Here is a 13672-nt window from a genome sequence, read left to right as displayed (position 1 = left end):
TCCCCTCCTAACCTACACTTTCATTATACGGTATAATCCTGTATTTCCCAATTGATAACACATTCATTTTCTTTCTTTCGATGTCTGGAACATACTTGGAAGTGTTACAAAACGTGCACCTTTCGTTTTTAACTGTGGAATGATTTTGTCTAGCGCATCTACAGATCCTTGTAAATGCCCACCTGGAGTTGAATGCTGAAGTATTACACTACCAGGAAATGAATTCCCTAACACATTATTGGTAATCGTATCAGCAGTTACCCCCTTCCAATCAACCGTATCGACGCTCCACTGTACAATCATAAAATTTTGCTCCGTTGCCCACTTTAATTGACTTTCAAGTATTTCACCATACGGCGGACGTATAAATTTAGGAGCATAGCCAGCTAAATGCTTTAATATTTCTTCTGTTTTTATAATTTGATTACGGTACTCGGCCTCATTTACTTTCGCTAAATTGGGATGACTATACGTATGATTACCAATTACATGCCCCTCATTCGCAATACGCTGTACTACATTCGGATACTTTTCTGCGTTTTCGCCAAGCAGGAAGAAAGTAGCCTTCACATTATGCTTTTTTAACTTATCTAATATTTTCGGCGTAAATACTAAATCTGGTCCATCATCAAATGTAAGAGCTACTTCCGCTTTATTGTACGGTCCTGAAAATGCATACGCATATTTTTCGACCCATGAAAATGGTGTCCATGATCCACGATCCTCTTCTTTCATTTGAACTTCATAATTTTGAGGAACATGTAATGCGTATGGCAATGCGTTTATATAGTCTCCATAATAAAATGAATGATACGGCATATAAGCATACGAAACATCTCGTTCTAATCCCCATTGAAATGGAACGAACATTTCTGGTGAATAAAAATAATACATGATAAAAACCTCCCTAAAATTTCATATGTGATTCATCTGCACTTTGTTAGAGAATTTCTTATCAATATACAAAAATAAGACTGTCCATAATTAGGACAGTCTTACTACTTTATACAATTAATAAAGTGAAACTTTAATCAGTGGGGGGGTTTTCATCCCCACTGATTATTAGTTGAACCAATCGGGCTTTTACGGGCAGCCCGACTCCCACCTAACTTCTTTGCTCCAGCCGAATTTTGAGGCGGGAGTTTTACTGCCCGTTAGTTAATGCGGGATAAATCGATGTACTATCTTTCGGCAAAGTTTTCACATGTTTTAAATAGCTCGTCACTTTATCATCGTCATCTTGTGGATATTGATATCCATAAGTGTTAGCAATTTCGTTCGCAACTTCTCTAAATAAATCACCCATTACAAAGAATGACTCCCAAATACTCTCATATTCTGCATTAGAAAATATCTTTTTAAATTGCTCCCACATACCTTTGTCAACATATCGCTCAAAATGCTTCCCAAACTTTCCTGTATTAACTGTAAAGTCTGTTTTCATACCAATATGCCATTCTAGCATTACGATCAACATATCTCGTACAGGACCTTCAATCATTCCTTTCGCATAAGAAAGTTCCTCTCTCCATAACCCTTTCCCTACATTTGTACTGCACCACCAAAATTCATTACAGCAATCCAAAAACTCTTTTTCTGTAGGCTTTTTTATTAAGTAATCTTTATCGCTTGCTGGTGGTAATTTTTCAATACAATTATCTTTATCAAGAAGTAGTTTACTTAAACTATCTTGTCCAACGAACTTAGTTATTAAATCAACTGGAACTAACGTTAAATCAATCCGATTCCCATCCATGAACTGCATTAAATACGGAAATTTCCCGTCTTCTTCTGCTGGAAGTAATGACATTTCTTCCGGCATTTGAACAATCATTATTTCTCCAAATCTATGAATCCAATTATGATTAGATGTAAAAGGTTGTACTTCTTTTACAACATAAATAATATCATAGTCTTGAAAACAATCTTTTTTCACATTCGGATTCACACGTGATCCATTCATGATGACAGCTCGAATTCTTTCATCCTCTTTTGCTGTATTTATAATTAAGTCTAGCATTTCTTTTTCAGTTCTCATCTACTCACAACCTCCAATTTTTTAATATAACATATAGTGTTATGTATATCGGAGGCCCACGAGCTAACTGCGTTGTACACGATACACGTTATAATTGTTCAAACATCTTTTTCATTCCACTTATCTCCTTACATCATTCTTTAACGACTGCCATTACAAATCCATCGTATCCCTTACTTCCGACAGTTTGAAGCGCTGTAGCACTTACACGTGGCTCAGCAGCTATTATCTCATAGAAACGACGTATCCCTTGTACACGAGGATCGCTACTAGTATTGTCAATAACTTCACCTTCACGTACTACGTTATCCCCAATAATTACAGTGCCAGGGCGTGATAGTTTCATTGCCCAATCAAAATAAGCCGGATTATTTTGTTTATCAGCATCTATGAAAATAAAATCAAATGGTTCATACTTCTCTTTTTCCATTTCCTGTAAAGAATCTAACGCTAATCCTACTCGTATTTCTATTCTATCATTCAAATTAGCACGCTCAATATTGCTCCGTGCAATTTCAGCATGCTTTTCACTTGCTTCTAATGTAACAATTCGCCCTCCAGATGGCAATGCTCTTGCAAGCCATATAGTGCTATATCCGCCTAGAGTGCCAATTTCTAAAATGTTACGAGCTCCTTGAATTTGTACTAATAGTTGTAAAAACTTCCCTTGAGTCGGCGATACATCATGTGCTGGCAAATTAGCTGCAGCGTTTGCTTGAAGAACTTCTTCTAATGTAGAATCTTTCGGTATTAATACATCACTCATATATTGATCAACAGCCGTCCATTTCTCAATTGTACTCATGTAAATACCATCCCCTTCAATTTCTCAATGCTTTTCTACCATTCATATTTGATTATACAGAAAATTCTGTTTCATAAACAAAAAATAAAGAAGAGACACCCACTCCATTACAGAATAGATGTCCCTTCTTTGTATTTTATATTTATCCCTTACGGATTAGTAGACCAAAGTCCTGCTGATTTAATAAATGTACGTTTATTTAATTTCAACTGTGCTACGATAAACTCTGCAATATCTTCTGCTTGCATAACTTTATCAGGATTTCCATCAGTTAATCCTAAATCTACTGCCATATCAGTTGCTACTGTACTTGGTGTTAAAGCAGTTACACGGATATTATGTTTACGAACTTCCATCGCTAACGATTCTGTTAATCCAAGAACTCCAAATTTAGAAGCACTATATGCACTTGTTACAGGTGCACCTTTTTGTCCTGCTGTAGATGAAATATTAATAATATCACCAGATTGTTGTTCAATCATGCTTGGTAAAGCTGCGCGGGTTGCATAATATACACCCATTAGGTTTACTTGAATGATTTTTTCCCAATCAGCAACGTCTAGTTCTAAGAACTTACCAAACTTAGAAATACCAGCGTTATTAATTAAAATATCGATAGATCCTAAACCGTTTTTTAATGTTTCAATTGCAGTAGTTACCTCTTCATATGAAGATACGTCAGCAGTCGCAATAACAGCTTTTACGCCTTCTGCTTCTACTTCTTTCGCTACTGCTTTTAAGTTTTCTTCTGAACGAGCTAAAAGACCAACATTTACGCCTTCTTTCGCTAATGCGATCGCTACAGCGCGACCAATCCCTCTACCTGCTCCTGTAATTAAAGCATTTTTTCCTTGTAATAATTCTGCCAAGTGTAACACTCCTTAATCATCTCAGTTGTTTATTATATTAAAAGTGTATCTATGTTTATGTAAAAAGGCAATGATGCACTTTCATGTGCGTAGGTTACTTGTAGGTAACTATAGTAATGGTAAATGCATATTTAAAGAAAAACTAAAGTAATAAATCGATAACTAATCTTCTCTTCATAAAAAAGTCCTCTCTAAGTCTCATTCTTTTCTCCACATTACCAGGAGTTTTTGAATTACTACTTAAAGAGGATAGTCTCAAACAACGTTGTTTTATAAACTACAAAATATTATAGGATTTAATCAACTTTTTTAAATTCTTTAGATTCACTTTTGGAATTTCCGGTAAACCGCGAAATAATATAAACAAATGGGGGGTATTCAACACCGCTAAATTTCGAGGGAGTAAGTATACTGCCTAGCTAGGATTCGGTAACAATATAAATTATGTAGATAAATGATTTTCTACTAAATTATTCACTACATTATAGTTGGTTTCGAGTTTCTCTTGAATTGCTTTTGCCATCTTCACAGCATATTCTTATCATGAGCATATGAAGATGACGCACAAGCTCATAGTGCTGTTCCTATTCTTCGTCACTAAATTCAAAGCTCTTCTTGAATGGAAGTGAACTGTTACCATCAACAGAATCTATTTCCCTAATTTCACCAAACTGTAATTCTTTTTACCTTTACGAATAATGATAAACCTTCCATCGAATGAGTTTCCAACTGTAACATCTGTATTTACATCCGTTACCTTTTCACCATTCATAGAAATAGCTCCATTATTAATGTCTTCCCTTGCTTGACGTCTAGAAGGTTCAATCCCTAGGTCAACTAACCACTCAACAATATTTTTTGTTTCGTTTGAAGCGTGGAAAGTTGGCATATCTTTAAATCCTTGTTCAATTTCATCTGCAGTTAATGATCGAATATCCCCACTAAATAACGCTTCTGTAATTTTTAATGCTTGCGAAAGCGCATGCTCACCATGAACAAATTTCGTCATTTCTTCTGCTAATACTTTTTGTGCTTCACGTTTATGAGGTTCTGTTTGAACCTTAACCGCTAATTCATCAATTCTATCTTTCGTTAAGAAAGTGAAGAATTTTAAGTATTTAATTACATCGCGATCATCTGTATTCACCCAGAACTGATAGAATTCAAATGGTGTTGTTTTTTCTGAATCTAACCAAATCGCCCCACCTGCTGTTTTACCAAACTTTGTGCCGTCTGCTTTTAGCATTAAGGGGATTGTTAATCCAAATGCTTTTACCTCTGCCCCTTCTAATTTACGTATTAAATCTAACCCACTTGTTATATTGCCCCATTGGTCACTACCACCAATTTGTAGTTGTACTCCTTCGTATTTGTATAAATGATGGAAGTCCATAGCTTGTAGAATTTGATATGAAAATTCTGTAAAAGAAATTCCGCTCCCTAATCGACTTGCTACAATGTCTTTTGCTAACATCGTATTCACACTAAAATTCTTACCGTAATCACGTAAAAATTCAATAATATTTACCTGATGTGTCCAGTCATAGTTATTTACCATCTTCACTTTACTATTACCACCAAAATCAAATAACTTTTTCATTTGTGTCGTCAATGCCTCAACATTATGCTGTACTTGTTCTAACGTCTGTAATTGACGTTCTGTTTGACGTCCACTTGGATCACCAATTGTCCCAGTAGCTCCTCCAATTAAAATTACTGGATGATGCCCTTCTAATTGGAAACGTTTCATCATCATAAATGGGATTAAATGTCCAATATGCATACTATCACCCGTTGGATCTACCCCACAGTACAGGGAAATTTTTTCCTCTTCTACTAACTCACGTAACCCTTCTGCATCTGTTTGTTGATTGATAGCATTACGCCATTCTAATTCGTCAATGATGTTCATGCTTTTCTAACCCCTTTCATTTTTAAGAATTCGCTTTTTTAGTGTGTCTGAAAACAAAGGTCCCTATGTCTAAAAAATACATAAGGACCATTCTTAATCGTATTGCCGCCCAGATTGTACCATTAATATTACTCTCAGCAATTGTATCTATAACTACTGCGCTGTGCTTCTTCAACTTTTATCGTATACTACACCTTAAACAGATTCATCATTACTTTTATTTTTCGCATTGTAAATTATTTCAAGTTTTTCTTGAATTGCGCTTTCAATCTTATTAGCGTATTCATCGAATACATCTTTATCATGAGCGTACGGAGATAATGCACAAGCTCGTAGTACTGTTACTTTTCTTTCCTTATCCCATTCTTCTTTACTAAATCCAAGACTTTTCACAAATGGAAGTGGGCTATTTCCATAATCAGGGATAGCAAAGTCTGTATGAGAAGTAAGAAATTCATTGTAGTATATATTTCCTTTTACATAAGAAGATTGACCAAAAAAATCATGATTTAATTTGTTCATTTTTGCTAAACTTGTGTTTCCTTCTTCATTAAATACATAGTCAACCATATTAAAATCAGGCTTTGTTAATGGATAAACATGAATAGTTTTATCTCCAACTTTAAATTGTTTATCCTGTAAAAAATGATAAAAATGGTAAGCTCCTTCAATACTTGCACCTAGTAATTTACCATAACCAGTCACGTTTAATGGTAATACTTTATGGGCTGTCCAAACTGAGGCTGCAGTTGCCCCTGCTTTAGAACCTTCAAGCATATATGCACCAAGTAATGCAGGAATATCAGCTCCCTTTTCAAACACATATGTTGCGAAGTAAGAAATTACATCACGCATTCTAATATCTTTTACAACAATCCCACCCGCAGAGTATGGTATATACCCCATTTTATGTGGATCAATTGTAACGGTTTCAGCCTGGTCTATTGCCTTGAAAGAATTGTAAATATCTTCTGTCAACCATTCATTTTCCGAATTGAAAATGCCATATTTTACATATGTTTCATCGATTTTGTTATAGTCAATAAATTCATTGTTCTCATCTAAGAAAATCGCTCGAGCATACCCGCCATAAGCAGCATCTATATGAATGTAAAAATAAATACCCTCTTGTGCTAATTTTTCGCGCAACGCAACAATCTTATCAATACGATCTACTTGTCCTTCTTCTGTTGTACCAATAACAGCTACCACACCAAGAATAGGTATTTTTTCTGCAGCTAATTCTCGGATTTTTTCTTCAAGTTTATCAATGTCCATGCGATAGTTATGATCAACATCAATTGTTTCCACATTATCAAGGCCTATACCAATAATATCCGCTGATTTTAGCCAAGAATAGTGTTTAGTTTGTGGAATCAACCATTTGCCCAGCTCTTGTAGATGTTGACCATTACGCGCAGAATGTGCTTTAATTTCATCAATTTTTCCAGGTATTCTTTCTAAAATATTTAAAATTTCTTCTGTAGACATATTTAATAATTCCCATTCTGATTTATCTTCTACAAATTGAGGAGCTACTTCTTTAATCGCTAAAGGAAGGGATTTCATGTTTCTTGCATACCAAAGGCCTTCTAGATTAGCAATAGAACCATCCGCACAAATATGCCCCCAACTCTCACCTTTTTTATAACTCATAAGAGCAGCAAATTCATGCCCTACTTCTTCTTCCATTTGAGAAGTGCCTGGAGAAGATTCATACGCCACGTTATTCCCATTCCATAACATTGCAGCTGTATATGCAATAATAGCCGGCATTAATGTTTCTGAATTCATATGTCCCCAAAACCGCCCTGCCGAATGCCATGGTAATGAATTGGTACGAAGTTTTGAAGATAACACATCCATTACACTGCGGATATGGTCAGCAGTTTCTACGAAATTTTTCGAGCTTTTATCTTGCGGAGTAATAACTGGTAGGTCTTGTGGTTGGTAATTTTGACGCCAACCTACATGTTCATCTACGATTTTAATTAACAGCTCTTTAAATAAATCGGCATTTTCACCTTTATCACCTAAGAATAATGCTTTTAAATTAATATCCGGTATTTTATAGTTCATTTTTCATTTCCTCCAAATTATCACAAATATTCCCTAAGTAACCTCGATACAAAATACGTTATTATTTTTTGATTTTTTCTGCACAAAAAATTCACACATAAATTAATATCTGCCATCAAAAACGGGATATAAAACACTGTTAATCAAATAAGCCAGCTCATTTGATAACAAAACTTAAGGAATACGTACCAAATATTTATTTGTTCTTTAGCTTGATTTCCTTATATCCTCAGGTGAGCTATTATCTTTCTTCCACTCTGGTTTTTTAAATTTGTTGATGATAAGTGCTATACCAATCATTGCTAATGTAACGACCACTTGATAAATAACATATCCAGTATATTGACTTGGCTTTAAAATAGATGGCGGAATAATACTTACAATAATCGTAAAAACAATACTTATCATTGAAAGAATAGAGACCGTCCATATTAATCCATTCCCTTTACTCCCTAATCTGAATGGTCTATTAACGTCTGGCATCTTATAACGCAAGCTAACAGCTGAAATAGCAATTAAAGAGTACACAACACAATACAAAATTGTTGTTGTAATTGTTATTATTAAGAATGCACTGTTTACATCTGGAACTACTATATATAAGATAGATACTAATGAAATTACAATTGCTTGAATCATCACAAAAGTGATTGGAATATCTTTCTCTGTTCTCTTTTGAAAAAACTTCGGCAAATTCCCTTCATCTGCCACTTTAATCATAGATTTACTTGGTCCAAGTACCCATGCACTTAGCTGAACTAAAACCCCAATTAAAATCATTAAAGAAATAATGTTAACAAAGATAGATGGAATCCCTAGATTTTTGGTGAAAATCATATATGGCTGTGTTATATTCGCAAGCTCTAATTTACCTTTTGATACCGCATTTGAAACAGTTAACCCAGCAATGATATTAAAAATTGCTAATAAAATTACTGAAGTGATAACAGCAATTGGATAGTTACGTTTTGGATTATCAATATTATTTGCATGTACAGACGAAATTTCTACTCCTGCAAAAATAAAGATAATTCCTGATAAATAAGTTAAACTTCCTAAGTCCTTAAAATTAGGAATAAGATCCCTTGGCTTAAAGCCGCCTAAATAACTATTCGATTGAATCCCGTTTTTTATCATATAAATGACACCTAGAACAACAAGAATGACAAACGGAATGTACACACCAATAACAGCGCCCCAGTTACCCGCAACTTTTACCATATCAAACTTAAGGTTTAATAAAGTCACACTCCAGTATGAAATTAAGATTATGGCAAAAATAAAGTAGTTGTTTGAAGATAGTTCTGGCTTATTAATAACGTAACCCGATAGAATACCAACAGTTGACGCAACCATTACCATCCCAAAAAACATTTGAACCCATAATAACCATGAGGTGACAAATCCCCATTTCTCACCTAATGCATTTTCCACCCAAACTTGAGGTCCACCTTCTTCAGGGAAAGCCGTAGAAAGTTCAGCTGACATTAACGCAATAGGTAGAGCGAATGCAAACGCAGCTATCAACATATAGAAGATTTGGGTCCAACCAGTAATTGAAAGAGTCGGCACACTTCGTACCGTTCCAAAAAAAGCCATTGTAATACCAATTAACCCAAAAAGTGTCAATTTCTTTATATTAGACATGAAAATTCCTTTCTTTTCCATATTTAAACTAATTCATAAAAAATATTAGATGTACCCTTTTTAAAATAGGCATATCAATTAATAGTTATGTAAGAAAAGGATGTGGCAAATTTTAATAACTAGGTAAATTTCTTTAATAGGTGTCTTTTCATAAAGGCATATGCAGCCTGATGATCTCGTTTTTTACGAAGTTGAATATCCAATGTGTACCCTTCTTTGTTCCTCCACCATATTTCAAATGCGCCAATTACTCCTCATCAAGAAGAAACGAGAATTAAGCGAATATAAATAACTTAACAACCCACATTAGCAACAAAACATCAAGAAAAGGCATTCCAGATATGGAACGCCTTCTTTTATTTTATAAAATCATCAACTTAAACCTATTTTTCAAATATACTCTTTAACAATATGAAATATTCTAATTAACATAACCCATCATTATCAGTAGTCAGTAATGAATAGAAATTTAGTTATGGGGGATTTTGATTCTCTAGGTTGATGGGCATGCGGAAACTTCCCTAATCCTGTTTTTCTTTATAATAAGGAATACGTACAATAAATTCCGCACCATTTCCTTCCGTGCTCTTAACTTTAATTTCCCCTTGATGAAGATCTACTACTTTTTTTACAATCGCCAATCCCAATCCGCTACCTCCATGAGCGCGATTCCGTGAAGAATCTGCTTTGTAAAAACGTTCAAAAACATGCTGCTTCTGTTCCTCTGATATACCAATTCCATTATCATGAATACGTACTTCCACTAATTCCTCATGTTCTTTTAACTGAATTGTAATCGTACCACCGCTTGGAGTAAATTTAATACTATTATGAATTAAATTAATCCACACTTGACTCATACTTTCTTGGTCGGCAGTTACATGCACTTTCTCTAAATCAAGATCTAATTCAATTTCCTTTTCAGCCCAGAGCGGTTCAATATTTAATACAATTTGCTTTAATTGTTGATCTAATCGATAAGTCACTCTTTCTGGTGTATACTCTTCAGACTCTAAAAGGGTTAACTTCAGTAAATTTTGACTCAGTTTAGATAATCTCGTTGTTTCAGTTTCAATAATGGTAAGATAATGTTTTCTTTTTTCCTCAGAAAGATTATTATCTTGTAATGCTCTAGCAAACCCTTTTATAGAAGTTAAAGGTGACTGTATTTCATGAGAAACATTCGATACAAATTCTTGCCTCATTTTCTCCATTGCATTAAGCTCTTCTGTCATATCATTTATACTTTTTACGAGTACACCAATTTCTCCATCATACTTTTCTTCATTTCGTATTTTTACGGAGAAGTCTCCTTTTGCAATTTTTTGTATCGGTTCAATAATAGTCCAAATCATCGCCTCTCGTTTTGGTCTCATTAATATTCCGATCAATGTCCAAATAAGAACAATAAATACAAAGCCGACCATGTCACTAATTAGAAAAGTAACAAAAGGCGATACGTTTATTTCAAGAGCATTTATTATACTTGATGATACATAAAATGCTATAGACCAAATTATAGTGAGAAAAGAAAAGAGCGCTATTATCGCTCCGATTACTTTCAGCATCTTCAACTTACTCATTCGTTCTCTTTTTCTCATTTACTTACCTCTAAGCGATACCCTAAGCCTCTTATCGTTTTAATACTAAACTTTGACTTCTCTTCTTGAAATTTTTCACGTAACCGATTAATATGAACGTCTAGCGTGCGTTCATTCCCTTCAAAATCATATCCCCATACATCTTCAATTAATTGCTCTCTTGAACAAGTTCTTCCCGCTTTAGAACCTAATGTAAAGAGTAACTCGAATTCTTTTAGCGGTAACGTAACCGTTTGTTCTCCGGATGTAACTTCAAATGTTTTACGATTTAACAGTACATTTCCAACTTGAATAGATTGCGATACTGTAATTTGGTAACGTTTCAGTAATGCCTTTACTCTTACTACTAGTTCTATAGGGTCGAATGGTTTTACAAGATAATCATCTGTTCCAAGGTGAAATCCTTTTACTTTTTGAGACGTTTCCCCTTTGGCAGTTAGCATAAGAATCGGGATATCATAGTATTTTCTTAATTCATAACATAAATCAAATCCATCCATATTCGGCATCATAATATCAAGAATCGCCATATCGATTTTCACTTCTTCTATTTTTCGAAGAGCATCAAGTCCATCAACCGCCTCATATGTTTGAAAACCTTCTCGTTCCAAAAATAGAGTAACAAGCTCCCTAATGTGCGGATCATCATCTACAATTAATATTTTAGGTATCAAGGAATCATATCCTTTCTGCTTAACATACTTATTACAACTCTCAAAAATCAACAATCAGTGAAGTGCTCCCTCACTGATTGTTTTCATTCTATAAGGCACCTTCTTTAATTTTCAACTGCTGCATTGCGAATTCACGATACATGTCATGTGTACGTAATAATTCGTCATGAGATCCACTACCTGTCAGATTCCCTTTTTCAATAAAGATAATCTTATCTGCATCTACTACGGTAGAAAGCCTATGTGCAATAACTAAAGTTGTTCTACCTTTCATTAAGTTATTTAACGCCTTTTGAACGACAGACTCTGATTTACTATCGAGACTTGAAGTTGCTTCATCTAACATAAGGATTTGCGGATTTCGTAGTAACGCTCGAGCAATCGCAATTCGTTGTCTTTGCCCTCCAGAAAGCTTCACACCACGCTCTCCAACTTCTGTTGCATATCCGCTTGGTAAATCATGAATAAACGCATCAACATACGCCATCGCTGCTACTCTTTCAATTTCTTCGTCAGTCACTTCACCCTCAACACCGTAACAAATATTATCACGAATCGTTCCATCAATTAACGGACTATCTTGTGAAACGTAACCAATTTGACGTCGCCATGACTGTAATGAATATGCTGTAATTGGTTCTTTCCCTAATTTTATGAAACCACTAGTTGGCTCATAAAAACGTTCTAACAGCGAGAATAAAGTTGTTTTTCCGCTACCACTTGGTCCTACAATCGCTGTTACTTTTCCAGATTCAATCGTGAAGTCGATATTTTTCAACACTTTCTCTTCTTCGTTATACTCAAAATGTACATTTTCAATAACGATCGACTGCTTCGCATTTGTAACATTCATACCTGTCTCATGATCTTCTACTTCATATTCTAAAATCGTATTAATTCTTTCGGTTGCACCAATTGCTTTTTGGAACTGAGTAAAGAACATAGATAACTGGCTCATCGGCATAATAATTTGAACTAAATACAAAATAAATGCTACAAGTTCACCTGTTGTTAATGCACCGCTAGAAACTCGCATTCCACCATACCCTACGATAATAACAAGTAATGCCATTAAAACAAACGACATAACTGGTGAAATTAATGCTTGCACTTTTCCTTCTTTCAAACCAAATTGCAATAATTTTTGGATACCTGTATTCCCTGTTTCATATTCTCTTTTTTCCGTATTTGAAGATTTCACTAAACGAATTTCTGATAACACTTGTGTTAACACACTTGTAAACGAAGCTGTTTCATCTTGAAGCGCTTTTGAAATCTTATACATTTTCCGTCCAAGTGGAACTAAAATTAGTACCGATAATGGAATAACCGTTAAAAGTAAAATTGTCATTTTCCAGTCTAAAACAAATAATACAATTAATGACCCAATAATTGAGATACCGCCTGTTAATAAGTTTGACAAATGCTCAGAAATTAATGTTTTAACAACACCTGTATCATTTGTCATACGACTAATTGTATCTCCCGTTCTGTTTTGATCATAATAAGACACTGGTAAAATAAGTACCTTTTTCCACAATCGTTCCCTAAGTCCAGCCACAATTTTTTGTCCAATATAATTCAGTAAATAAATAGACAATCCCGCAGCAATTGTTTGAATAATAAAGAATGCAATTAATCCAACAATTTGTCCCGTACTAATTGAGGAAAGTGAAAAATTATCAACTAAACCTTTTGTCAGCATTGGAATAAACAAACTCGCTCCAGTAGAAAGTAAGCTCATTAGTAATGCAAAAATAAGAATGCCTTTCGGTGGATTTGTATCTCGAATAAGACGTAAAAACTGCCTCCAATTCCCTTTTTTCTTTTCTATATTCCTAACTTCCATTGTCGTTCATCTCCTCGTTATAAACAAAACTATTATCTCTAAAACTAGAATACGCTATAAATGTAAACTGAATGTAAACACACTTTTTCTATTTTTACAAAATATACATATAAACTCATCTTTACAACAAGTGTAAATATCTGATATTATTACCTGGTACTTATTATTCTATGTGAATTATAGACTACGCATAGAATA

Annotated in this window: 10 protein-coding genes and 1 pseudogene; all 11 read right to left on the bottom strand. The window is 34.4% G+C overall.

The genetic code is table 11. The features are described from left to right. Positions 1-63: 63 nt before the first annotated feature. Entirely contained in the window at positions 64-894 is an 831-nt protein-coding gene (locus MR071_RS07130; RefSeq protein ID WP_242235542.1) for a peptidoglycan-N-acetylglucosamine deacetylase, read from the bottom strand. A gap of 250 nt (positions 895-1144) precedes the next feature. Continuing rightward, positions 1145-2038, bottom strand: a complete 894-nt coding sequence (locus MR071_RS07125) for an aminoglycoside 6-adenylyltransferase (protein ID WP_242235541.1) — start codon at positions 2036-2038, stop codon at positions 1145-1147. Positions 2039-2171: 133 nt separating this feature from the next. Then, a complete protein-coding gene (locus MR071_RS07120) occupies positions 2172-2843 on the bottom strand; it encodes an O-methyltransferase (protein WP_242235539.1) in 672 nt (223 codons plus the stop codon). A 149-nt stretch (positions 2844-2992) separates the two neighbouring features. Beyond that, positions 2993-3712 carry a 3-ketoacyl-ACP reductase gene (locus MR071_RS07115; RefSeq protein ID WP_000818985.1) on the bottom strand — a complete coding sequence of 240 codons (720 nt, stop codon included), beginning with the start codon at positions 3710-3712 and terminating at the stop codon, positions 2993-2995. Positions 3713-4361: 649 nt separating this feature from the next. After that, positions 4362-5624 (bottom strand): tyrosine--tRNA ligase, encoded by a 1263-nt coding sequence (tyrS, locus tag MR071_RS07110; protein WP_105586933.1) that lies wholly within the window; start codon positions 5622-5624, stop codon positions 4362-4364. Positions 5625-5819: 195 nt separating this feature from the next. Continuing rightward, positions 5820-7703 (bottom strand): tyrosine decarboxylase, encoded by a 1884-nt coding sequence (gene tdc, locus MR071_RS07105; protein WP_105586934.1) that lies wholly within the window; start codon positions 7701-7703, stop codon positions 5820-5822. 207 nt (positions 7704-7910) lie between these two features. After that, the gene (gene tyrP / locus MR071_RS07100) at positions 7911-9350 is read right to left on the bottom strand and encodes a tyrosine-tyramine antiporter (protein WP_242235537.1); all 1440 of its coding nucleotides are present in this window, start codon (positions 9348-9350) and stop codon (positions 7911-7913) included. A 125-nt stretch (positions 9351-9475) separates the two neighbouring features. Continuing rightward, a pseudogene (locus MR071_RS07095) lies at positions 9476-9565 on the bottom strand (IS6 family transposase); the annotation flags it as partial. Positions 9566-9871: 306 nt separating this feature from the next. After that, on the bottom strand, positions 9872-10951 hold the full coding sequence (gene hitS / locus MR071_RS07090; RefSeq protein WP_105586935.1) for an envelope stress sensor histidine kinase HitS: 1080 nt from the start codon (positions 10949-10951) through the stop codon (positions 9872-9874). After that, positions 10948-11625: an envelope stress response regulator transcription factor HitR gene (gene hitR / locus MR071_RS07085; protein ID WP_105586972.1), complete on the bottom strand. Its 678-nt coding sequence runs from the start codon at positions 11623-11625 to the stop codon at positions 10948-10950. Before hitR ends, hitS begins: the two co-directional genes overlap by 4 nt. An 88-nt stretch (positions 11626-11713) precedes the next feature. Next, complete coding sequence (locus tag MR071_RS07080) at positions 11714-13474, bottom strand: ABC transporter ATP-binding protein (RefSeq protein ID WP_105586936.1); 1761 nt, start codon at positions 13472-13474, stop codon at positions 11714-11716. Between the last annotated feature and the right edge of the window lie 198 nt (positions 13475-13672).

The organism is Bacillus cereus group sp. BfR-BA-01316, assembly GCF_022664195.1.
In the GTDB taxonomy this organism is placed as follows: Bacteria; Bacillota; Bacilli; order Bacillales; family Bacillaceae_G; genus Bacillus_A.
The sequence above is the reverse complement of the archived record's forward strand: the minus strand, read 5'-3'. Positions and strand labels throughout refer to the sequence as shown.